This window comes from Bacillus sp. 01N42_2 (genome assembly GCF_056399565.1).
Genome location: NZ_JBFTRO010000006.1, coordinates 195,013 through 218,147 on the forward strand (window position 1 = coordinate 195,013; position 23,135 = coordinate 218,147).

Genomic DNA, 23,135 nt, shown 5'->3' on the forward strand with positions numbered 1-23,135 from the left:
TTCTGAAACATATTGTATGGTATAGACAATATGGAGGTGAAGCATAATGGGATACTCAGGAGAAGGAATTAGCTCTTTCGCTTTGATCGTTGTTTTATTTATCCTGTTAGTAATTGTAGGTACTGCCTTTGTTGGCGGTTTCTAAGCATCACTCCGTCTATATGAGGACGCTGCGGGTTTTGACCTGCGGCGTTTTCTTTTTTTCTTTGAGCCGCTTCCGTACGCAAAAAAAGACTGCCGAGAACATTCTCTGGCAGTCTTTTCTTTTGTTCAGGTTATTTTCTTCTCACGTCATTCCTCTTTCAGTTACATGGAAGTCAGCCTGATCTGTCTGGCCTGCACCTGCAACTGTAAAAATCGCGGCGGCTGCTAAACAAATAACAAACCATTTAGATTTCAATTTCATACAAACCCTCACTCCTTTGTATTTGTTTTCTTGCCTCTTCGACTTTCAGAAAATAGTCAGAAGAAATTTTAAAGCAATTTTGTTCATAGTAATATTTAGCTGCTTCTAGTGCTAAATCCTCTATATCGGCGTACAAATTTTTATTCTCCAGGTAACAGAAACATGCGCTGATTTTTTCCTCATCCGGTTTCGCCTGATACAGAGCCTGCAGCCATTCGAATTTTACCGTGTAAACGGGATCGTCTGTTTCTTTAGCATATTCATATCCCCGCCTGTGATATTCCGACGCTTTATCTTTTTTTCCGAGTTTAAAGTAAATGAGTGTGATTAGAAAATATGCTTGAGGAAGAGAATTGACGATTCTTTGTGATTCAAATGTATCAACCGCCCGTTCAAAGTACGGAATCGCTTCGTCGGTGCGGTCCTGATTGTAGTAGCACAGTCCGAGGTTATACAGCGCCCTCCCGACAAGCTGCGCTTTTTGTTCTTTTTCAGCCATTTGCAGAGCGTGCTGAAAATGTTTGGCCGCCTGTTCAAAACGTCTTTCATCCATTAAATTGACGCCGAACACAAAATGGCATTGAATGATCCGGACGTTGTATGTGTCCTGCTCTACGTAAATTTCATAAGCATTCTTTATATGTATCAAAGAAAAATACGTTTGTTTCATATGATAATAAGCTTCGGCCACCTTAAAATAAAACTCTGCCCGCTCCACGTGGTCCGATACGAAGGCCAGTTTTTTCTCAGCCTGTTTATAATACGTAATCGCTGATATAAATTCTCTTTTATCAAATTCAAACATGCCTTTGAAAAAGTTGACGTAATAATCGAGAAGCCCTTTGAGCCCGGCCTGGCTGTTATCAATGTTATCAAGAATTTCCGACAGGGTCGGCTGGTCTTCTATCTTCAGTTTTTCCAGCGGCTCCAAGTAGTCCAGCATCAGCTGATGGCGAAATTCCATGAGGGAATAATAAAGCACCAAGTTCGAATCAGGCTCCATATGGTCAAGCTCTTGTTTGATCTCGGCCTTCAAGATCTCCGCATCCGGCACGCTGAATGTTCTTATGTATCGATACCACTCGTTAATCTTCTGCCCGACTGCTGAAGAAGGAATTAACCCGCTCTTCATTCCTTCACCCTCCCCATCCAAGACCTGTTTACCAGTTATTTTATCACGTTTCCGTGTCTTTCCATCCCGAAAAACACGCAAACTTTGTTTCGGCAGAGCGCAATTTTGCGCAGTGAAGATGAAACAGCCGGCAGCCAAACAGGACTGCCGATTTTAACATGATGCATGATTCGTATTCAGCGGAAGGCGGATTGTAAAGGTTGTGCCTTTTTCCTTTTCGCTTTCAATGTCTATCGTGCCTTTGTGCATTTCGACGAGCTGCCTGACGATGGACAGGCCGAGTCCGTATTCGCCGTATGCCGTATTCGTTCGGGACACATCCGCCTTATAAAAACGCTCCCATATGTGCTCGATTTCTTCTTTCGAAATACCGATTCCGGTGTCTTCAATTTCAATAACCGTTTCCTTATAGCCTTCATACCCGCGCAGCGTAATGTCTCCGTTTTGCGTAAATTGAATGCTGTTTTTCGTAATGTTGACGAGAATCTGGATCAGCCTGTCATAATCGGCGAACACTTTGACGCCGTCCCCTGCTTCAATCCGGAGCCGGTTTTGTTTTTCCTCGGCCTGCTGATTGAGATGCTCTTTAATAATCTCAAACACCTCGATGAGCGGCAGACTCAGCTTGTCCAGCTTGATCTGCTGTGATCTGATTTTTTCATAATCCAGGTTTTCTTTCACGAGCCTGAGCATCCGCTTCGTTTCTTCGCTGATCAGCGAGAAGCATTTCTCTTTATCTTTTTCCGGGATGGTGTTGCTGTTAAGGCCCTCCACCAGCCCGTTAATGGTCGTCAGAGGCGTTCTCAGCTCATGGGAAACATCGGCGATAAATTGGCGCCTCCGCTTTTCAAGGCGGTCAATCTGCTCTCTCGATTGCTTCAGATTTTTAGCCATCGTATTGAAATCGGACGCCAGCATGCCGATTTCATCGCCGCCACTGTTCTTGAGCGAAATATCGTAATCACCGGATGCCACTTTTCCCGTCGCATCCCGCAATGTCTGAATCCGCTTGACGTGAAACTTAGATAAAAGCCAGCTTAACAAAATCGTGATGATAAGGGTGCTGATAATCGCGTAAATCATATAGCGGTTGACCTGGCTGATCATCTGCTCGACCCCTTTGACGGGAGACACGAGCAGCACCGCGCCTTTAAATTGACCGTTGATAAAAAGCGGTTTTGCGACGAGCGATACTTCTAAGCCTTCCGTATTAAAACGATTCACCTCCGCTCTGATCTGAACGGTTTTCCCTTGCTTCAGCATGTGCCACTCTTTACTTTTCAGCTTCTCGCGCGGCGGCATATCGTCAGGAAAAAAGTAAGGCCGCTGATGTTCATCAAAAATAATAAACCTTGTCTCGCGCGTTTTTAACATGTCCTGATACGGATACAGGCGGCGCAGATCAAGATCGCGTCCGTTCAGCTCACTTGTGATCTGCTGGGCGTAAGAAGACAGCTCATCCACTTTATTTTGATACGCAAAATCTTTTACAAAATGCGAAAACAGGGAAATGATGATGAAAAAGGCCAAAATCAAAATGCTGACATGGCTCAGCAGCAGCTGATATAAGTATTTAATCCTCATCAAATTTATATCCTACCCCCCACACCGTGTATAAAAACGTTTTTTCGTCACTGGACAGTTTTTTGCGCAGCCGTTTAATATGAACATCAACCGTACGTTCATCGCCGTAAAATTGATAGCCCCACACCTGCTCAAGCAGCTGCTCTCTTGAAAAAACCTGGCGCGGGTTCTGCGCGAGATAAAAGAGCAGATCAAATTCCTTCGGCGTCAGATTCTCGACAGGTTTTCCGTGCAGAAACACTTCCCGCGTCTTCTTATTGATTGAAAAACACGCTGTTTCGATCAAGTCATCGCTTTTTACGGCCTGCCCCGTCGCCCGGTATCTTCTGATCACCGCTTTAATTCGCGCTACAAGCGTCAGCGGGCTGAACGGCTTGGTGACATAGTCGTCAGCCCCCATTTCAAACCCGATCACCTGATCAGACTCCGTGTCCTTTGCGGTCAGCATAATAATCGGCACACTGCTCGTCTCTCTTATTTTTCGGCAGATCGTCACTCCATCCATAGACGGAAGCATTATGTCCAAGATGACCAAATCCCACTCCTCTTCTGTGAACCGCTGATAGCCTTCCACTCCGTCATGGACAAATTCGGCTTCAAATCCTTCTTTAAAAAAGAACATTTCCGTCATGGTGCATACGCTTATATTGTCTTCTATCATTAATATCTTCATTGGTTCCTCCGCTTATCTTGACGCTTTTACTTATAATAGCACCATTTTACCCGGATATTTTCGCGTTTCACAATTGTTAGTTTTTATTTCATCACCCGGAAATAGTTTGTTCATATTTTTTTCATACATTTCTCCTACTATATACATATCGGATAACCGGTTCTAAAGAAGGGTGTTTTCGCAATATATGACACCCACATGGAGGAACAGACATGAACTTTATTAAAAGAGCCTTTTGGAGCATGAAGGCAAAAAAGGGAAAAACGTTTATGCAGCTGGTTGTGTTTTCAGTGATTTGCATTTTTGTCCTGTCCGGTCTTACGATCCAGTCAGCGGCAAAGAAATCAAGCGAACTGGCAAGGCAGCAGCTCGGCGGGAGTGTCACACTCCAGGCTGACCGCCAAAAGCAAATGACGCAGCAGCAAAAAGACGGTGAAAAGAGGACGTTTGAATCAACGCCGATTTCCGTCTCGGATGCCAAGAAGCTTACATCCTTACAGCATGTTAAAAATTACAACTTTCTCACGACAGCGTCAGCAAACGCAGAAAGCTTTGACGCGATAAAAAGCTCAGGCGACTCAGCCGATAACAGTTCCGGCGGAAGACGTTTTCAAGGCGGCGGAAGACAGATGATTTCAGCGGACATTTCGGTCGAAGGCGTGCTCTCTACGGTGTTGCTTGATGATTTCACAGGCGGGATCTCAAAAATCACTGACGGCCGCGCCATCACAAAAGCAGATGCGGACGCAAAAGTCGCCGTGATTAATGAAACGCTGGCAGATCAAAACAAGCTGAAGGTCGGCGGCTCCATTACGGTTTCCTCAGCAACGGATGATTCTGTGAAAACGAAGCTTAAAATTGTGGGAATCTATAAAACAACATCATCAGGAGACGATCAGGCAGAGCATTTTTCATTCTTAAATCCTGACAATAAAATCTACACGCCTTACACCGCCGCGGCGGCGTTAAAAGGGTCTGATAACAAAAACAAAATCAGCTCAGCCGTTTATTATATGGATGATGCAAAATATATTGATTCATTCGTTGCGGCTGCGAAAAAAACATCTATAGATGATAAAACCTACACGCTGACGACAAATGATCAGGTGTATCAGCAAATGGTCGGCCCGATTGAAAATGTCGCGTCATTTTCTAAAAACGTGGTGTACCTTGTATCCATCGCGGGCGCGGTCATTCTCGGGTTGATCGTGATGATGTCGATCAGGGAACGCAAGTATGAAATGGGTGTCTTGATGGCGATCGGCGAAAAGCGCCGGAAGCTGATCGGACAATTCTTAACGGAAATTCTGATTGTCGCGGTTATCGCCATCGGGATCGCATCCGTCACGGGCAGCCTTGTGGCGAATCAGCTGGGAAATCAGCTTCTTTCCCAGCAGGTCAGCTCAGCCGATGATTCACAGCAGCAAACAAGCGGCTGGGGCAGCGGAGAAATGCCGCGGGGAGGCGGCATGTTCGGTCAGCATTCATCCGGTGCAGATGTCATCAGTACAATGCAGGTAAACGTCTCGCTGAATGACCTTCTGATCCTCGGCGGAATCGGCGTCGCAATTGCCGTCATCGCCACATTACTGCCGTCTGTATCAGTCATGCGGCTTCACCCTAAAACGATCCTGACCAAGCAGGAATAAGAGGAGGCAGCATAATGAGCCTATTAACCTTTCAACAGACTGGCTACTGGTACCAAGATAAATCACAGCCGCTGTTTCAGGATATAACGATCAGCTTTGAAAAAGGGAAGTTTTATACAATTGCCGGCGCCTCCGGAACGGGAAAAACCACGTTTCTGTCTCTGGCGGGCGGCCTTGACACACCTAAAGAGGGAAGCATCCTTTATAACGGCGAAGACATCTCCAAAATCGGATTAACCAAATTCAGAAATCAATATGTCTCTATCGTCTTTCAATCTTATAATCTGATTCCGTATATGACGGCGCTCCAGAACGTCACAACGGCGATGGAGATTACCGGATCTAAGGAGAAGAACAAAGATGCGTTCGCGCTCAGCATGCTGGATAAAGTCGGCATCACCGAACAGCAGGCCCGTCAGCGGGTGCTGACATTAAGCGGCGGACAGCAGCAGCGCGTTTCAATTGCGCGGGCTTTCTGCTGTGACACGGATTTGATTTGCGCGGACGAGCCGACGGGAAACCTCGACGAAGATACGTCAAAGGAAATCGTCCGGCTCTTTCAGGACCTGGCGCATAAAGGCGGCAAATGCGTCATCATGGTTACGCACGACGAACAAATTGCCAAAGTGTCTGATATCAACATCCGCTTATCAAGAGGAAGTTTCACAGTAAAAGAAAACGGCACGGCCGTGTCCTGATACCGCGCCCCTGCCAGCGCAGACAGGGGCGCACCCTATATCCCCCTATTCAATAGAAGTGAACGTAAAAAAAGCGAGGGCTGCATCCCCTCGCTTTTTTATTTATATCAGCTGTAAATAGCGTTCAATATTTGATTGACCGGCTGCTTTGATCAATTCTTCCGCCTTTTCCTCTTCCCCCGGCAAAGCGAGCCGGAGTTTGTCTTCAATGTCTTTTTCAGAAAGACCGTTTCCCGGCGCTCCCTTCGGACAGTCGATACGTGTTTCATAGACATGATTGCCGGAAGCCGTGACCCGTACAATTGTAAAACGGCCCTTCGGAACGGCGTTGTCAGCCGGCTGAATTTGATCATCATAGCTTCGGTGAATTCTCGCAAACCCCTTTTGAAGGGATTCCGGAATCGGCTCTGAGGTGAAGTGTTTTGCTGAAAAATCTTTACCGTGCAGAGCCAGGGCAATCACATATTCCACGCTGAAGCGCCCCGCTTCGCCTGTTTTCGGGCGCCGTTCTGTCAATGCGGCATCCCCTCCCGGCGGATAAATCACGTCGATCCGTTCCGTTTGGCCGAAAGTGAGGCCGTGCTCAGCCTTCAGCTTGAGAATGGCGTCCGCCGCGTGATGGGCCGCCGAGCAAAATGGATAAACCTTAAACCAAAGCCCCGGGCTCACAATCCGCCAAGGGTTTCCCCATCCGTTTAAAAGCACGGTTTCTGCCCGTTCAAGATTGCCGTACAGCCCGAAGAAGCCTTTCTCCCCGTCAAGCGCATGATCCGACCCGCCAAAACCGGCCTTCGCAAGCTTTACGGCGAACAACCCGGCTTGAGCGGCCAGTCCGGCATGAAGCGGCTTCATTTCTGTCCCGAACTGCACCCGCATGCCGCCGGAACGGGCGGCCGCAAATCCGATCGCTTTTTGCAATTCATTTTGATTGAGATTCTCCGCGAAACCGACGGCGCAGGCCGCCGCAATCGCGCCTAACGTTCCCGTATTGTGCCAGCCTTTCTCGTAATGGTGTCTTCCCGCTGACTCACCGAGCCGCGCCATCACTTCGATGCCTGTCACGTAAGCACCGAGAAAACGGCTTTCGTCTATATGGCCGGATGATGCCGCTGCGATCAGAGCCGGAAGGATGACCGCGCTCGGATGTCCTCTTACATCAGAATGAACATCGTCAAAATCAAGCGCATGAGCGATGAATCCGTTAATCAGCGCGGATTGGGACGGCGTTGCTTTTTGATTTCTGCCGATAAGCGGAGCTGTCGGCGTCCCGCCTTCTTCTTCGGCCAGTTTAATCAGCTTCTCAATGCCTTTATCCCGTCTCCCGGCAAAGGCCGCCGCTGTAAAATCAAGCAGACCTTTGCGCGCTTCTTTCATCGCTTCGGCGGATGTTTCCGGTACAGACGACATGACGGCCTGAGCAAGCCCGGCCGTCAGATGTTCCGTATTCATTCCGTCTGCTCCAATACATTGACGGCCAGCCGGGCGAAAAACTCAGCCGCTTGCGGGAGTGCTTTTTCGTCGAGTGTGAAGGCGGGATGGTGCCATTCTTCCGTTCCGTTTGTTCCCATCCAGACGAAGAAGCCGGGGATTTTTTCTTGATATAACGCGAAGTCTTCCCCGCCGGGAGACTGTTCTGCCCGAACCGTTTGAAGCCCGAGATCTTCAGCCGTCTGTTCCGCCGCCTGGATGAAACGGGCGTCGTTTACCACTGACGGAAGATAAGGATACCAGCGGAATTCGGCTTCTGCCCCGAATCCGGCCGCGATTCCTTCGGCAACCCGCTTCATATGTTTCGGAACAGCGTCACGCGCTTCTTTTTGAAACGTCCGGACGGTGCCTTCCATTTCAACATGGTCCGGGATGACATTCCAAGAGCTGCCGCCTTGAACTCTTGTGATGCTGACGACGGCATTGTGAAGCGAGCTGATATTTCTGCTGACAACTGATTGCAGGCCGCCGATGATCTGCCCTGCCGCCTGAATCGGATCAATGCTGTTATCAGGGATTCCGGCGTGGCCGCCTTTTCCTTTAACAGTGATTTCAAAGCGGTCCACACTCGCCATCAGCGGGCCTTCTTTCAGGCCGACCGTGCCGACGGGGAGGTCGGGTTTGTTATGCATGCCGAATATTGCCGATACACCGTCAAGCGCGCCGGCTTCAATGACCTGTCTCGCTCCGGCGGCGATTTCTTCCGCGGGCTGAAAAATAAACCGCACCGTTCCTTTCAGCTCGTGCTTTCTCTCATTTAATAAGAAAGCCGTGCCGAGAATAGATGCCGTATGGAAGTCGTGGCCGCAGGCGTGCATGACGCCGCTGTTGCGCGAAGCAAACGGAAGGTTTGTTTTCTCTTCGATCGGCAATGCGTCAATGTCCGCTCTGACGGCGATGACGGGGCCGCTTTTGTCTCCTTTGATTTCAGCGATCACTCCGGTTTGAAGTTTCGGAACATCAAGAACCGTGATACCCTCTTCCTCCAGCCAGCGGCGGATTTTATTCGTCGTTTCGTATTCCTCGCCTGACAGCTCAGGGTGTTCATGAAGGTCGCGGCGGATATTGATTAAACGTTTGTTTAATGATTCATACGTTTCTCTTGCCATTTCTTCTTCGTCCCTTCCTATACAAGCTCAGCAGGCTCTCCCACTTGCTTTATAAATTTTTTCGTCCGTTCGTTCTGCGGATTGTCAAACAGCTCTTCCGGTGTTCCCTGCTCGATAATGCGTCCGTCCGCCATAAAGATGACCTGGTCGGCCACTTCACGCGCAAAAGCCATCTCATGTGTGACGATGACCATGGTTGTCTGTTTTTCGGCAATTGATTTGATGACTTGAAGCACACCGGTTACAAGCTCAGGGTCAAGGGCCGAAGTCGGTTCATCCAGTAAAATCGCGTGAGGGTCAACTGCCAAGGCGCGAGCAATGCCGATCCGCTGCTGCTGCCCGCCTGACATCGTAATCGGGTAGCTGCCCGCTTTTTGCTCTAAACCGACTTGCCGCAATAGATCCATACCGATCTGTTCCGCTTCTTTTTTCGGTTTCTTTTGCGCTGTGATCAGCGCTTCTGTCACGTTTTGCAGCGCGGTTTTGTTTTTGAAGAGATTGTAATTCTGAAACACCATCGCCGTCTGCTGGCGAAGCTTGTGTACGTCTTTGCGCGAATAGGACGCTGCATTCAGCTTGGCATCACCGATTTCAATGATGCCGCCATCCGGGCGCTCCAGCAGATTCAGACAGCGGAGGAGCGTTGATTTTCCCGAGCCGGACGGGCCGATAATGGCCGTGACTTCGCCGCTTTTGATCTCAAGATCGATCCCGTCAAGTACGGTAAGGTCTTTAAATGCTTTTCGAATATGTCTGACTTGTATCATCCTGAGCCTCCTCCTATGTGCGATAAGGCTTGCTGATCGCCCGTTCGAGCAGATCCTGCAGCACGCTGTAAATAATCGTAAGAATCCAGTACATGATCGCAACGGCTAAATACGTCTCAAAATATTTGAGGTTGCCTGATGCGTACATTTTTCCTTGGGCGAACATCTCCATCACTCCTAATGTAAAGGCGAGCGATGTTTCTTTTAACAGCCCGATAAACGTATTTCCCGTCGCGGGAAGCGCGTTTCTGACGGCCTGCGGGAAAATGATCCGTCTGTATGCCTGTGATTTTGTCATTCCGACGGACAGGCAGGCTTCAAGCTGCCCCTCATCAACTGAGTTGAGCGCGGCGCGGAAAATTTCAGCGAGGTAGGCGGCATTTTTCAGGCTTAGCCCGATAATCGCCGCCGTTAACGCCGTCATCTTGCTCATTCCTGGGAACAGCTGAGGCAGTCCGTAATAAATTAAGAAAAGCTGGACGAGCGTCGGCACGCCCCGAAAAAATGAAATATACACCTTTGACAGCTGGTGAAGCACAGGAATACGATTTTTTGTGATAAGCGCTAATATAAGGCCGCCGATCACGGCAAATACCATGGCCGCGACGGCCATTAGTAATGTGATCGGCAGGGCTTCAATTAACGCGGGAAAAGCTGAAAACATAAATCCCCAATCAATGCTGTTCATTCTCGATTTTCACCGCCGTTTCTTAATGCTTTGCTTCCGTTGTGATATCTTCTTTAAAGTACTTTTCAGACAGCTTTTTCAGCGTGCCGTCTTTCCGCAGTTCTTCAATGGCTTTGTCTACTTTTTTGCGGATTTTATCGTGAGCCGCATCCTTCGCAAACGGGAAGGCGACTTTTTCATAGACAATCGGATCTCCTGCTAGTTTCAGAGGCAGGCCGGTCTTTTTGATCTGGGCAATCAGGACGCTGCGGCTGTTTACGTAAGCGTCAACGCGCCCGTAAGCCACGTCTTTCAGCGTGCCTTCTTGTGTTTCATACGTTTTAATGTTGATTTTTTTATCCGGGTCCTTGCTCTCAAGGTTTTTCGCATGGTTTGAGCCGAGAACGGCCGCCACTGTTTTTCCTTTTAGATCATTGACTGATTTGATGTCTTTGTTATCGTCTTTGACGACGATTTGAGTGCCCGCATACGAATACGGTTCTGTGAAGTTATACGTTTTCTTGCGTTCGTCCGTGACAGCGACCTGGTTTGAGATGGTGTCGAGTTTGCCGGTCTGGAGCTCTCCCATCAGGCCGCTGAATTCGAGCAGCTTCCAGTCCAGTTTCATGTTGATTTTTTTCGCAACAGCTTCCATGACATCCACGTCAAAGCCGGTCAGCTTGCCGTTTTCTTTATATGCGAACGGATAGCTTTGCCCCGTGGCGCCGACATGCAGCACGTTATCGCCGCCTTCGCTTTCTTTGCCGTTACCGCATGCTGATAAGACCGCCAGAAGAGCGGCAGACAGCAGCAAAGCCCATGTTTTCTTCTTCATTGAAATCCCGCCTTTTCCTATTTCTATGTTAATCGTGCAATTGTTTTTTTAAATAGATGGTGATGTGCCCTTTTCCTAAATCCTTTTCGCCTGCGCGGACGTAGCCTTTCCGCTCGTACATGCCGATCAGCCACGGATGCTTGTCCGCTGTGCCCAATGATACGAAGGGCGCTTTTAATGTATCGCGGAGCACTGTATTCTCCAGCCACGCCAGCATGTCTGACCCCGTCCCTTTTTTTCCGGTTTCAGGGTCGACGGCGAACCACCAAATATGAGGGACACCGTACGGACCGGGATTCGGCCCCCACGGCATCCGCAAAGAAATCGTCGCCACGATGCGTCCGTCTTCCTCCAGAACGTAACAGGCGTTTTTTTGTATGTTATTCAAAACGAGCTCTTTATCCGCCGTTGCCGCGGCAAAGTTGATGCCGAGCTTGCGGATCGGTTCATATGCCCTTAGTGTCAGTGAAAGCAGTTCATCAGCGTCCGCTTCCGTTGCGAGCCGGTATCGTTTTGACATAATGAGCCCTCCTTTAATCGGCATATCGGTTTGCCGGTTTTTCCAGTCCGAAATGTTCTCTCAGCGTCGTTCCTTCATACTCTTTTCTGAACACGCCCCGTTCTTGTAAAATCGGAATCACTTTGTCTACAAAAAGAGTGAGACCTTCAGGCAGCAGCGGCGGCATGATGTTGAAACCGTCACAAGCTTGTTTTTCGACCCATTCCTCCATCTTATCGGCAAGCTGTTCAGGCGTTCCGACAAAGATGTGATGGCCTCTTGAACCCGCCACATATTTGTACAATTCGCGGATGGTCATGTTATCGCGTTTGGCCATCTCCTGAACGAGCTTGAACCGGCTTTTAACGGCATTTGACGCTTCCGCATCCAATTCAGGCAGCGGGCCGTCAAGCGGGTAGGCGGAAAGATCGACGACGCCCAGATAGTTTTGCAGAATGTTCAGGCCGACAGACGGGATGATGAGGTCTTGAAGCTCTTCATATTTGGCCCGCGCTTCTTCTTCGGTATCGGCGATAACTGGAAAAATCCCCGGCATGATCGCGATTTTTTCAGGATCCCGGCCGTAAGAAGCCGCTTGTTCTTTAATAGATTGATAGAATTCCTGCGCGGATTCCAGATGATTTTGCGCGGTAAAAATGACCTCCGCGGTTTTGGCTGCCAGCGCCTTTCCGTCTCCTGATGAGCCAGCCTGAATAATGACCGGGCGTCCTTGAGGTGTGCGGGCGACATTCAACGGCCCTCTCACTGAAAAATAGGTTCCTTTATGATTCAATTCATGCATTTTGTCTTTTTCGAAAAATGTCCCTGACTCTTTGTCGCGGATAAAGGCGTCTTCCTCCCACGAATCCCATAATCCTTTGACGACTTCCACGAATTCTTCCGCGCGCTGATATCTGAGATGATGCTCAAGATGCGTTTCGCCGCTGAAATTAAGCGCGGTCGATTCAATTGATGATGTGACGACATTCCAGCCCGCGCGGCCGTTGGAAAGATGATCCAGCGATGCAAATTGTCTCGCGATATGGAACGGTTCGCTGTATGTGGTAGACGCGGTCGCCGTCAGACCGATGCGGGATGTGACCTGAGCCAGCGCCGACAGCAGGGTAAACGGCTCAAAGCGCGTCAGCACATTCGGATGCGATTTGCTGTCTATTGATAAACTGTCCGCCAAAAACAGCATGTCCAATTTCCCCCGCTCCGCTGTTTTCGCCAGTTCTTTGAAATAATCCAAATTCATGCTCGCGTCCGCCGGCGCCTCAGGATGTCTCCAAGAGGCGACATGATGGCCGGTGCCTGCGAGAAACACACCGAGTTTGATTTCTTTTTTCTTTGTCATGACGATCTCCTTCTATAATGAAATACGGTGCGGAACATATTAACACCACTAAACCTATATTTCCTATTAAATTTATAAGAATAAATCAAAATGTACAATTGTCAGGCAAGTTTGTCAATGCATTAAGAAAAAAATCATGATTTTAAAAATAACCCGGCGCACCGGCCGGGTTATTTCTTCGAAACTGTATAGACGCTCCCTTTGACTTTTTTCTTGATGACGGCAATGATAAGCAGCAAGACGGGGAACAGCACTTGAAACGGAAGATGAATATAGATCGGGACAATTTTTAACCCTTCGTTCATGTGTTCCGACAAATTGCTTGCGATGCTGATGGAGAGAATCAGCACCCCCAATCCGACCGGGAAGGCCAGCTGGGACGGATTTTTTTCTTTAAACAGCGTGGACACGCCCACGACAACCGCATATGTAAAAAGGCTGACTTTGAAAAAACCGCCGATGACAAGCACGAGCATGAAAAAGACATCCAGCCGGTCTAAAAACTCTTCCACTTTAATCGTCTGTATGGTGCTCAGCAGCGGAAATTGAGAGCGAAGCATTAAGTTGACGTCAAGCACACAAATATTAATCGCCACTGACATCGCCAAAAACAGACCGCTGATGATAATCGCCAGAATCCCTGTTTTCTTCACCTTTTTCCGATCTTTTAAGTAGGGGAATATCATGACAAACACGATCAATTCACCGAACGGGATGAACATGGTCTGTTTAAATACGGAATAAATGACCGGCCCCATCCCGTCCGCTAAAATAGGCTGGAGAAATCTCAGGTTTATCGTGCCGGAGCTGATAATGAGGATCAGCCCGATGGCCGTCAGGAAATACATAATGCTAAACAGCAGCTCGCCGGCTCTCGCTATGACTTCAATTCCCTTTCTGACCGCAAATATCGCGGCGAGCATCAGCATGCCATTCACAATTAGAAGGGGCGTGTCCTGATATGCGAAGGTGACAAGCATTTCGCCAAAATCCCTCAATATGCGGGCCGCGATATAAGCAAAATAGAGAATATAAAGAAGAGAGACCGCCCAGCTCAGATGCCTGCCGATCAGTTCGGTCATGTAATCTCTCGGAGAGGACTCAGGAAAATATTGATACAGCGCCTGATATACGTAGAAAAGTCCGAGACCGGTAACGCACCCGAGAAGCACGGACAGCCATGCATCCCGCCCCGCCATCGTGCCCGGCGGGATCAATAACGAACTGCCCAATTCAAACAAAATGATCATCACAAACAGCTGGCGTGTGCCGATTTTCGCATTTTCCATACGCTTCGCTCCTTTCTCCTCAAATCAATCGTGCTCAAGCTTGTCTGAGAGAGGGTTATTCCGCAAGCCCGTTCTTCTGATAATGACTTCCGTTTTTACGTCCACGGGGAGGTTGGGGAAAATTTCTTCATCCCACTTCCCTTCGAGCTTTTTCCATTTGTCCGGATGTTTTCGATAGATCAGGTCTCCGAAGCCGACGAAGTCATTCTTATGGGCTTTTATATCTTCAATCGATTTGGTGATATCTCTATCAAGCTGCGTGCTGAGCGCCTTTTGCATGACCATGATCACTTTCGGATCAGACAGATGGAAAGGGTATCTGACAGCGTCCACCAGCCCTTCAACCTGAGCACGAACGTGAATATGCGGTTTTCCGTCCTGAAAGGTAGCCGTCACCTTTGTATTCTGACGGGTGACCTGCAGACTGATTGCATGCTTCACGTTCTTCCAATCCGCATTGATAAACGTATGCTTGATTTTGTTCAGCAGCCATACCGCGCCGACACTGTCGTCATCCTCAATCCAGTAATCCAGTCTCCCATCCTTTTTGAACACTGCCAGTCCGTCCGCTGACAGCACCGCTTTCGGTTCAGTCGTCTGCGTATTTTCCATCGTAGGGCCGGCTTTATCGTCTCCGTGCATTTCATAACCCGGAATAAACGGCGACCCGGTCGGAGAAGCAAGATCAATCAGAACGTCCTGAAGGCTTGTTTTCACGACTCTGCCGTATTGTTCCTGTGTGAAGCTGAGCGTCTTGTTCACTTTATTGGAAGGGATTTTATCAATCGGCGTCAGCACTTTAATAATGTCTTCAGCATTGCAATTATGCGCAATAACCGCGGTTGCGGTTGTTCTGAATTCGGTATCACGGTCAAGATTGTCCAGAATAAAATTGAGTCCTTCCTCTTTCGCGAGCTTTTCACTGAACACCACAAGATTCGTATGCGCAAAATAGAGCCTTCTGGACACCTTCATCGAGGCTTTTCTCAAAGCTTCCGTCATATTGTCTCCGGACACGGAATAGACGGAAACCGGCGGCCGGTCTCCCGCTCCGCCGCCCTGCAGGCCGCCGGCTACGTTTCCCGGGTTGATAATCTGAAAGTGAAGGACATATTTTCCCGATTCGGTACGGTCAATACCGATGGCGGAGATTACGGCCAAATCGGTCAGCTCTCTTTTATCCCAGCATCCTGATACAAACATAAGGGAAACCATCGTACAAAGGAGGAGTATCCATTTACGTCTTTTCATTGCCGCCGCCCTCTTCTACATCTTTATTAACCATTCCTCTGGAGGTCTCCGGTTTCGGTCTTTGATGTTCCCCTTGGCGCCTGTTGTTTTTCTGCACGAGCAGCTCCGGCCTTTTTTCATCCGCCCATAACGGAGCGCGGAAAATGGAATCCTTCAGCCCGCCCGGGGTCAAAGGAGCGAGCGGGGACATATACGGAAAACCGAACGAACGCAGTCCGCACAGATGGACAAACATTATGATAATGCCCAGAATCAGCCCGTAAAATCCCATGACGGCCGCGATCAGAATAAAGACAAACCGGATCAGGCGCGCAGATATCGCCATGTCAAAAGCCGGAGTCGCAAAGCTGGCAATCGCGGTCAGCGCGACAACGATCACCATGGCCGGGGAGACGATGCCGGCCTGTACAGCAGCCTGGCCGATGACAAGCGCTCCGACTATGGAAACGGCGGAGCCGACCACTCTCGGAAGACGGACGCCCGCTTCCCTGAGAATCTCGAAGGCCACTTCCATCGTCAGCGCTTCAATTACGGCCGGAAACGGCACGGTCTCCCGCTGGGCCGCGATGACGATCAGCAGCTGCGTCGGAATCATTTCTTGATGAAAGGTCGTCGCCGCCACGTAAATCCCCGGCGCCACCAGTGAAATGAAGAAAATCAAAACCCGAAGCAGCCGGATGCTCGTAGCGATATCAAATCGGGAATAATAATCCTCAACCGATTGAAAAAATTGAATGAATAAGGCTGGCGCGATGAGAACAAACGGCGTTCCGTCCACAATAATCGCAAATCTTCCCTCCAGCAGATTCCCCGCCACAACGTCCGGCCGTTCCGTATGATACACAGTGGGAAATACGGAAAACGGCGCGTCTTCAATAAGCTGTTCAATGTAGCCGGATTCAAGAATGCTGTCGATGTCAATGTGCTTCAGCCGCCTGCGGACTTCCTTAACCAGCTTTTTTTCACAGATTCCGTTAATATACATCAGCGCGACGTCCGTATTCGTTTCGTGCCCGATCTCCATTTTTTCCACCCATACATCAGGATTTTTTACATATCTGCGGATCATGGAAATATTGGTTTGCAGGGATTCAGTGAATCCCTGCCGCGGTCCGCGGAAGGACACCTGGGTGCTCGGTTCTTCAATGGACCGTTGCTCTCCTCCTTCCGTGCTGGCGATCAGCGCCTTGTCAGCCCCGTCGACAAAAATGAGCGTGCTGCCCGCCACCAGCCCGGCATAAAGGCTTTTCCATTTCTCTTCCTCTTTTACTCCGCCGATCGCAAGCGTTTTTTCATATATCAGGCAGACCGCCTGTTCCGGCTGAACGGACGGGATGTCAATTAAATCCTCCAGCAGGGATTGGCTGACAAGCTGCTCGTCTACCAAACCGGCGATATACACGATCGCTGCCGGAAGCTCTTCTTTTCCGATTTTCAGCCGGCGGATGACGACATCGGCACTGTTGCCGAATCTCTCAGACAGCTTCTTCATATTTTCCTTTAAGCTGATGGAGATCGGCTCTTCCCGCTCTTTATCTGATTTGGTTTCCGCTTCTTTTCTGTCTTCATTGTCACCGTTCTTTTGATCGTCTTTTTTTCGTTTCTTCTGCTTAAAAAATGGCGGCATATCGCAAAAAACCTTTCCTTGTTTTTTTCATATTCTTCCTGTACGGCAAAAGATTATGCACGGCGGATAGTCTGTATAAGTTTTGCGTAATCGAAAAGGATAAAAAGGGAGAGTGATGTGCATGAAAATATTGGGGGTTTCAATTTTTTTGCTGGCTTTCTGTCTGATGATTTCGATAGGAATGGATATGCTGCAAGGATTCAGTCTCTATGGAGCGGTTCGAAACAACCTGTCCGCTTTTAAATTGATGACCTTCTCGGAATGGCTGATGCTGTTTTTCTTCGCCCTCTTTTTAATGAAAGAAATGCTGGCTTTATATAAATCAGGTAAAAAAGATGCCTGACAGACGTCTGTATGGTGTCAAAAAAGAACACATCCCTCCCTTTGTCGGAGTTCATGTGTTCTTTTTATTTTTCCGGCGGGGATTGTTTTCAGATGACGATATTTCCGATTTCCGTATCTGTCGTGTGTTTCACAATGATGCCTTTGATAATGCGATTGCCGATGATTTTGGTGCTTGCCGAGGAACTGGTTTGGATGGCGGAAGCAGAAGCGGCGGAAAGGTTGTTGATGGTATTGCCCGAAATGAGGGAATTGGAGGCACCGTTCAAATAGATGCCGATCGGGCTGCCCGCCGTTCGGTTGATCGTGATCGTATTGTCTATGACTTCATGCGTGCCTGAGTTCAGATACACGGTAACGATAAGCGGTGATGATTCAAAGCGGTTGCCGATGACAGAGGTCCCTGAGGATGTTGAACTGAAAATGGGGTAGTTTTTGTAGCTTTTGAAGAGATTTCCCTTGATGACAGCCCTGGCGTCATTTGTAACAGATACGGCATAGGACTCCGCGGCGCCCTGAAACGCATTCGGGATGAGCGTATTTCCTTCAATGACGGCATTTCCGCCTGTGACCCATATGCCCCGGCTGAATGATTTCAGCACATTCTGTTTTACGGTGATATTGCCGGCTGACATGCTGATTCCGTCTGTTACCTGATTCAGTGTGTTATTCATAAAGACGGCGTTGTCCGAGAGCGTCGCCCGCATCCCCGTGCTTCGTCTCGTTTCGGAACGTCCGTTTTCAATGACATTGCCGTCAACGGTCACATCTTCCGCCTGATAGACGGAAATACCCGCATTTTCAAATTGATTGATTTTGTTGTGAGTGACCAGGACGCTTTTTCCTCTTACATCTATTCCCGTGGAAAAACCGGTAATCAGATTGTTGGAAATGACGGCATTGCTGCTGTCCTGCCCTTGGGAGACACCTTGTCCGGCGATTCCGGTCCTTGAGCCGCCGTTTGACCAAAAGAGAACATTCCCGGAAATGACGGTATGTGCGCTGTATCCGTAGCTGATTGTGTTGTCGGAATGATTTCCTTCAATTAACACATGATATCCGTTAAAGTTGGTGACTGAGCTTGCGGCGTTTCCGTAAAAGAAGTTGTTTCGGATGGTGATGTGAAGAGCCTCTTCATAATCAACATCGCCTTCTCCGTACGATTCAATGTCGATTCCGAATTTCGGAGCCGTTCCGTTCCCTTGCCCGGCGTCTTCGATCACGCATTCTTCCACCATAATGGTATTGCAGCCGGTGATTGAAATGTTGTTCCGTCTTGACTCCCTGATCTCACAGCGGCGGATGGTCACATGTTCTGATGTTTCGTAATCACTGTTTGTTTTTAAACCGAGCGGGCTGACAATAATGCCGTCTCCCGTAAAATTCGATATTTTCACATTTTCGATCAGCACATTGCTGCTGCCTTCAATACAGATGCCAAACCCCCATTCATGAGTCGACCGTAAAGGAACATTGGTATACGTGTGTTCATCCCGTTCCCCGATGATGCGGCCGCCGGTGATGGTGACATTTTCCCGCCTGCCTATATAGAAAGCCGAATAACCCCAGGAGCTGTTCGGCGCCACTTTAATCGTGCATTCCGGATCCATGATGATGGAGAGATGGCTCGGCACATTAATTCCCGCGTTCCTAAACGGCTGGCTTTTGTCACCGCCGAGCGTGCCGTTAATTTTATATGTTCCGGGCGGAAAAAACACCGTATGACTGCCCTCGCTGACGGCCTTGGCCAAGCATTGATTGATGGCGGCCGTCACATCGGCAGTCCCGTCTGCTGCCACACCGCAATCCGTTATATCTAAAATACGATTCGGCAAGTAATAATCTCCTCCTTCCTCTCTTATTTCATCTTATTCCGTCATAATCCGCTCCGCCTGTACATACTTTAAATTTTATTAAAAAAGTTTATATAGATAGTTTAGTCAGATTATATGACAAAATAAGCCATTGGAATTAGGAAAATCCATCTATATTCAACGTTTTAATATCTTTTCATTCTGGAATTTTTTGAATTCAGTATAAATTATATTGACACAAGTATTATATAAGAATATGATTTTTGTAATACACTTTTTTAAGAAAGGGTTGGCTCAGGTGGCATCTATTGAAAAGGAATCTATAACAGAAACTGTGCCGCAACGAGGCTTTTTCGGTCATCCCCGCGGCCTGTTCACACTGTTTTTTACTGAATTTTGGGAGCGTTTCTCCTACTATGGTATGAGAGCTATACTGCTTTACTATTTATACACGGAAGTCGCTCATGGCGGTCTCGGATTTGATAAAACCACCGCAGTTGCCATCATGTCCATATACGGGTCTCTCGTATACATGTCGAGCGTCATCGGCGGGTGGCTGGCCGACCGGGTATTCGGTACGGCAAACACCGTTTTTTACGGCGGAATTTTAATTATGTTCGGGCACATCGCTCTTGCCTTCCCTGGCAGCACGGCGGCGTTTTTTACAAGCATGACTCTGATCATTATCGGAACCGGCCTGCTTAAACCAAACGTATCCAGCGTTGTCGGAGCTTTATATACGAAGGAAGACGAGCGCCGCGACTCAGGTTTCAGTATCTTTTACATGGGGATCAACCTCGGCGGATTGCTTGCGCCGCTAATTGTCGGAACACTCGGACAGAAGTACAACTACCACTTAGGCTTCGGATGCGCCGCGGCCGGTATGTTCCTCGGACTGATTGTTTTCGCTCTTACGAGAAAGAAATACCTCGGCAAAGCAGGCTCCAATGTACCGAATCCGATTTCTAAATCATCAGTGATCGGAACGGGAATCGGAATAATCATCGCAGCAGCGGTTATCATCGTTCTGATTCAAACCGGCTGGCTGACGATCCAGCGTGTGATTGACATCGTCAGTATCCTCGGCATTGCCATTCCGATTATTTACTTTATTGTGATGTTCATGAGCAAAAAAGCGACAAAAACGGAGAAATCACGGCTTGCGGCTTATATTCCGCTGTTTATTGCGGCGGTTATGTTCTGGGCGATTCAGGAGCAGGGCGCGACGATTCTTGCTTTATATGCCGATCAGCGCACGAGACTTTCTTTTGCGGGCATACATCTTGAGTCATCATGGTTCCAGTCTCTGAACCCATTATTCATCGTCATTTTCGCACCGGTATTCGCTTGGATCTGGCTGAAGCTCGGCAAACGCCAGCCTTCAACACCGATTAAATTCGCGATCGGCATTATTCTTGCCGGATTGTCATTTTTAGTCATGGTGCTTCCGGTTATGGGCGGAAGCGGTGAGCTTGTGAGCCCGCTTTGGCTTGTGCTCAGCTTCCTTTTGGTTGTGCTTGGTGAGCTTTGTCTTTCACCGGTCGGTTTATCCGTCACAACGAAGCTCGCGCCGGCCGCCTTCTCAGCGCAGACCATGAGCATGTGGTTCTTAACAAATGCCTGCGGTCAAGCCTTGAACGCAAAAGTAGTCGGTTTGTTTGATAAGGTTTCTGAAGCGGCCTACTTCGGCTCAATCGGTCTTATTTCGATCATTCTCGGTATTATTTTAGTACTTCTTTCTCCTGTTATTAAACGGGCGATGAAAGGCGTACAATAACTAAAAAAGCCTGCGGAACCGTCCGCAGGCTTTTTTTGTGCGTCTATCGTTTTAATTCCTCAAGCGTTTCGCTCCACCTCTTCAGGACACCTTCCGGCTCGTGAAGCCGGATGACCGGTCCGGATGTCAGATCCGCGTATTTCGCCCGATCTTCCTTGACGGTGATCACGCGGCAGCTGAACCGCTCCCTTTCGTATTTCGCCTCTTTCAGCGGCGGAAGCGCCTCACATTCCAATGTCACGTAATATGCGGCTCCTCCGTGCCAGGCGATGAAAAGAGCTTGTCCCGAATGCAGCAGGCTGTTTACGGTCGTCGTGTTTTTCCATAAGGCAAGCCGGAGATTTGTGCGGCTTACAGCCAGTATTTCACCGGCGCTGATCATGGCCGCGTGCGGACGGCCTTCTTTTGTGACAGATTGCAGCACAAATGCGTCGTGCTGTTTTTTTTCAAGCTCCGTTCCGTCTAAAAGCGTGTAAAGCGCCGCCGGCAAGTGCTCCGTCAGCATTACGCTTTTCTTTCCGGGACAGCGGGAACATGTGTGGCCGTCTCCGTTTCTTTCGGATCAATTTTAAATGCCGGGTTGAACGCCGCCGGATTGGTGATGCTTTCCGGTTCACAGGATCTCCATGTGAAAAAGCAGGTTTGGCATTGGTATATTTCCCAAGCGCCTTTGACCGGCGATTGGCTGACGGTTTCTCCTTTTTTCGATTCACAGCGCGGGCATGTTTTCATAGCAAACTCATCCTTTCTTATTGATTCATTAAGTCCATCAGTTTTTGTTCCCACTCTTTCGTTGTCAGCGGAGAATCAAGCGGCTGCGAATAATGGCCTCTTGTTTCCGGCGCGACAGGCGTCGTGGCGTCAAGAATCATTTTGTGTGTCATCCCAGCCGGATCAGATCCCGGGTCAAGCGGAAGGACGGACAGGTCAGGAATGATGACTGCGTCGTGTTTCGGATGCATTTTCGTTGAGAGCGCCCACATGACTTGCGGGAGGTTAAACGGATCGACATCCTCATCCACGACAATGACCATTTTGCAGTAGCCGAGTCCGTGCGGCGTCGTCAGGGCGCGCATGCCGACCGCCTTGGCAAAGCCGCCGTAGCGTGTTTTCGTTGAAATGATGGCGATCAGGCCGTGCGTATACATCGCGTTGACGGCGACGATTTCGTTCGGGTAGGCTTCCTTCAGCTGCTGGTAAAGCGGCACGCACGTATTAATGCCGATCATATAATCGCACTCCGTCCACGGCATGCCTAAGTATAAATGTTCAAAGATCGGATTGTTTCTATGATATACCCGTTTGATTTTGATGACCGGCATGCTGCGGCCGCCTGAATAATGGCCCGTGAACTCACCGAAAGGGCCTTCGTATTCCCGTTCTCCCGCAAGGATCTCTCCTTCCAGAACGACTTCGGCGCCCCAAGGGATGTCTAAATCAGACAGCTTAGATTTGACGATTCTGTAGGGCTCCCCTTGAATCGCGCCGGCCATCTCATACTCGGATTGATCGTATAGCAGCGGAGTTGACGCGGCCGTCGTAATCACCGGCTCACAGCCAAGCGCGATCGTAACGGGGAGATTGACGCCGCGTTCTTCAGCCTGGCGAAGATGAATCGCAATATCATGCTGAGGCACGGGCTGAATGCCGAGACGGTCTTTTCCCTTCACCTGCATTCTGTAAATGCCGACATTCTGCTTGCCGAAATTGTCCGGATCTTCAAGATCGCGGGAAATGACGCACGCTTTATCCAAGTAATAGCCGCCGTCCCCCTGGTTGATTCTGAATAGCGGAAGGATGTCAAAAAGGTTGATGTCCTCAGTAATTTCATTTTCATGAAACGGCGCGGTTTCTTCACGTTTGACCGCTACCGGGAATGAATCGTACCGTTTGGCGAACTCAAAGAATTGTTCTTTTACAGGCGTATCTTTCGGCATGCCCAGCATCATCGCGTGATTCGGCCATGAGCCGATGACATTCAGGGCGACCTGCGCATGGTGATGTCCGTAAATATTGTTAAACAAAAGCGCGGGGGTTTTATCCCCGAGGTTGCTGGCTGCACGCGCGGCGGCGCCCAGATCCGGCTCCGGTTTTACCTCTTCGTTGACTGTCAACAGCTGCCCTTCTTTTTCAAGAGCGGCGAGAAATTCCCTAAAATCCTGATAGGCCAT

23 protein-coding genes are annotated in these 23,135 nt (G+C 49.0%); 5 read left to right on the plus strand and 18 right to left on the minus strand.

Features of this window, described 5'->3' with window-relative positions; translation table 11 throughout:
• Positions 1-46: 46 nt before the first annotated feature.
• Positions 47-145: a YjcZ family sporulation protein gene (locus tag AC1DN5_RS14880; protein WP_016937260.1), complete on the plus strand. Its 99-nt coding sequence runs from the start codon at positions 47-49 to the stop codon at positions 143-145.
• 141 nt (positions 146-286) lie between these two features.
• Here the strand turns inward: AC1DN5_RS14880 and phrC are convergent, their stop codons facing one another.
• From phrC to AC1DN5_RS14900, 4 genes are all read right to left on the minus strand, one after another.
• Positions 287-406, minus strand: a complete 120-nt coding sequence (gene phrC, locus AC1DN5_RS14885) for a phosphatase RapC inhibitor PhrC (protein ID WP_016937261.1) — start codon at positions 404-406, stop codon at positions 287-289.
• Positions 390-1,538 carry a Rap family tetratricopeptide repeat protein gene (locus AC1DN5_RS14890; RefSeq protein WP_366969982.1) on the minus strand — a complete coding sequence of 383 codons (1,149 nt, stop codon included), beginning with the start codon at positions 1,536-1,538 and terminating at the stop codon, positions 390-392. Before AC1DN5_RS14890 ends, phrC begins: the two co-directional genes overlap by 17 nt.
• Positions 1,539-1,691: 153 nt before the next feature.
• Positions 1,692-3,125: a two-component system sensor histidine kinase YclK gene (locus AC1DN5_RS14895; protein ID WP_366969983.1), complete on the minus strand. Its 1,434-nt coding sequence runs from the start codon at positions 3,123-3,125 to the stop codon at positions 1,692-1,694.
• A complete protein-coding gene (locus tag AC1DN5_RS14900) occupies positions 3,112-3,795 on the minus strand; it encodes a two-component system response regulator YclJ (protein WP_016937264.1) in 684 nt (227 codons plus the stop codon). Before AC1DN5_RS14900 ends, AC1DN5_RS14895 begins: the two co-directional genes overlap by 14 nt.
• 212 nt (positions 3,796-4,007) lie before the next feature.
• On the opposite strand from AC1DN5_RS14900, the gene AC1DN5_RS14905 reads away from it, so the two are divergent.
• Both AC1DN5_RS14905 and AC1DN5_RS14910 read left to right on the plus strand, forming a co-directional pair.
• Positions 4,008-5,444: an ABC transporter permease gene (locus AC1DN5_RS14905; RefSeq protein ID WP_366969984.1), complete on the plus strand. Its 1,437-nt coding sequence runs from the start codon at positions 4,008-4,010 to the stop codon at positions 5,442-5,444.
• A 14-nt stretch (positions 5,445-5,458) separates the two neighbouring features.
• Positions 5,459-6,142, plus strand: a complete 684-nt coding sequence (locus AC1DN5_RS14910) for an ABC transporter ATP-binding protein (protein WP_064778214.1) — start codon at positions 5,459-5,461, stop codon at positions 6,140-6,142.
• Positions 6,143-6,244: 102 nt separating this feature from the next.
• On the opposite strand, the gene AC1DN5_RS14915 is transcribed toward AC1DN5_RS14910, so the two are convergent.
• The 10 genes from AC1DN5_RS14915 to gerKA all read right to left on the minus strand — a co-directional run bounded on the left by AC1DN5_RS14915 (position 6,245) and on the right by gerKA (position 17,031).
• Positions 6,245-7,591: an MmgE/PrpD family protein gene (locus AC1DN5_RS14915; RefSeq protein ID WP_366969985.1), complete on the minus strand. Its 1,347-nt coding sequence runs from the start codon at positions 7,589-7,591 to the stop codon at positions 6,245-6,247.
• Complete coding sequence (locus AC1DN5_RS14920; protein ID WP_366969986.1) at positions 7,588-8,739, minus strand: M20 peptidase aminoacylase family protein; 1,152 nt, start codon at positions 8,737-8,739, stop codon at positions 7,588-7,590. Before AC1DN5_RS14920 ends, AC1DN5_RS14915 begins: the two co-directional genes overlap by 4 nt.
• Positions 8,740-8,756: 17 nt before the next feature.
• Positions 8,757-9,506 carry an amino acid ABC transporter ATP-binding protein gene (locus AC1DN5_RS14925; RefSeq protein ID WP_099744404.1) on the minus strand — a complete coding sequence of 250 codons (750 nt, stop codon included), beginning with the start codon at positions 9,504-9,506 and terminating at the stop codon, positions 8,757-8,759.
• 13 nt (positions 9,507-9,519) lie between these two features.
• Positions 9,520-10,194, minus strand: coding sequence for an amino acid ABC transporter permease (locus tag AC1DN5_RS14930; RefSeq protein WP_016937270.1), 675 nt, complete (start codon positions 10,192-10,194; stop codon positions 9,520-9,522).
• A gap of 22 nt (positions 10,195-10,216) precedes the next feature.
• A complete protein-coding gene (locus AC1DN5_RS14935; protein ID WP_045926256.1) occupies positions 10,217-11,008 on the minus strand; it encodes an amino acid ABC transporter substrate-binding protein in 792 nt (263 codons plus the stop codon).
• A 28-nt stretch (positions 11,009-11,036) separates the two neighbouring features.
• Positions 11,037-11,528 (minus strand): GNAT family N-acetyltransferase, encoded by a 492-nt coding sequence (locus AC1DN5_RS14940; protein ID WP_049627878.1) that lies wholly within the window; start codon positions 11,526-11,528, stop codon positions 11,037-11,039.
• Between the two features lie 13 nt (positions 11,529-11,541).
• Positions 11,542-12,864, minus strand: a complete 1,323-nt coding sequence (locus tag AC1DN5_RS14945) for an LLM class flavin-dependent oxidoreductase (RefSeq protein ID WP_099744403.1) — start codon at positions 12,862-12,864, stop codon at positions 11,542-11,544.
• A 170-nt stretch (positions 12,865-13,034) separates the two neighbouring features.
• Positions 13,035-14,153, minus strand: coding sequence for a GerAB/ArcD/ProY family transporter (locus tag AC1DN5_RS14950; RefSeq protein WP_047476216.1), 1,119 nt, complete (start codon positions 14,151-14,153; stop codon positions 13,035-13,037).
• A 24-nt stretch (positions 14,154-14,177) separates the two neighbouring features.
• A complete protein-coding gene (locus AC1DN5_RS14955) occupies positions 14,178-15,404 on the minus strand; it encodes a Ger(x)C family spore germination protein (protein ID WP_366969987.1) in 1,227 nt (408 codons plus the stop codon).
• The gene (gerKA, locus tag AC1DN5_RS14960; protein ID WP_045926260.1) at positions 15,391-17,031 is read right to left on the minus strand and encodes a spore germination protein GerKA; all 1,641 of its coding nucleotides are present in this window, start codon (positions 17,029-17,031) and stop codon (positions 15,391-15,393) included. The genes AC1DN5_RS14955 and gerKA overlap by 14 nt, the downstream gene beginning before the upstream one ends.
• A 121-nt stretch (positions 17,032-17,152) precedes the next feature.
• Here gerKA and AC1DN5_RS14965 point away from each other — a divergent pair, with 121 nt between their 5' ends.
• Positions 17,153-17,374, plus strand: a complete 222-nt coding sequence (locus AC1DN5_RS14965) for a YczF family membrane protein (RefSeq protein ID WP_016937277.1) — start codon at positions 17,153-17,155, stop codon at positions 17,372-17,374.
• A gap of 88 nt (positions 17,375-17,462) precedes the next feature.
• Here the strand turns inward: AC1DN5_RS14965 and AC1DN5_RS14970 are convergent, their stop codons facing one another.
• Positions 17,463-19,208, minus strand: coding sequence for a right-handed parallel beta-helix repeat-containing protein (locus AC1DN5_RS14970; protein ID WP_366969988.1), 1,746 nt, complete (start codon positions 19,206-19,208; stop codon positions 17,463-17,465).
• Positions 19,209-19,485: 277 nt separating this feature from the next.
• Here AC1DN5_RS14970 and AC1DN5_RS14975 point away from each other — a divergent pair, with 277 nt between their 5' ends.
• The gene (locus AC1DN5_RS14975; protein WP_366969989.1) at positions 19,486-20,964 is read left to right on the plus strand and encodes a peptide MFS transporter; all 1,479 of its coding nucleotides are present in this window, start codon (positions 19,486-19,488) and stop codon (positions 20,962-20,964) included.
• Between the two features lie 43 nt (positions 20,965-21,007).
• Here the strand turns inward: AC1DN5_RS14975 and AC1DN5_RS14980 are convergent, their stop codons facing one another.
• From AC1DN5_RS14980 to bsdC, 3 genes are read right to left on the minus strand one after another with little or no spacing between them, the layout of a single operon-like run.
• Entirely contained in the window at positions 21,008-21,469 is a 462-nt protein-coding gene (locus tag AC1DN5_RS14980; RefSeq protein WP_047476204.1) for a hypothetical protein, read from the minus strand.
• On the minus strand, positions 21,469-21,696 hold the full coding sequence (locus tag AC1DN5_RS14985; protein ID WP_016937281.1) for a non-oxidative hydroxyarylic acid decarboxylases subunit D: 228 nt from the start codon (positions 21,694-21,696) through the stop codon (positions 21,469-21,471). The genes AC1DN5_RS14980 and AC1DN5_RS14985 overlap by 1 nt, the downstream gene beginning before the upstream one ends.
• A 17-nt stretch (positions 21,697-21,713) precedes the next feature.
• Positions 21,714-23,135 carry a phenolic acid decarboxylase BsdC gene (gene bsdC, locus AC1DN5_RS14990; RefSeq protein ID WP_016937282.1) on the minus strand — a complete coding sequence of 474 codons (1,422 nt, stop codon included), beginning with the start codon at positions 23,133-23,135 and terminating at the stop codon, positions 21,714-21,716.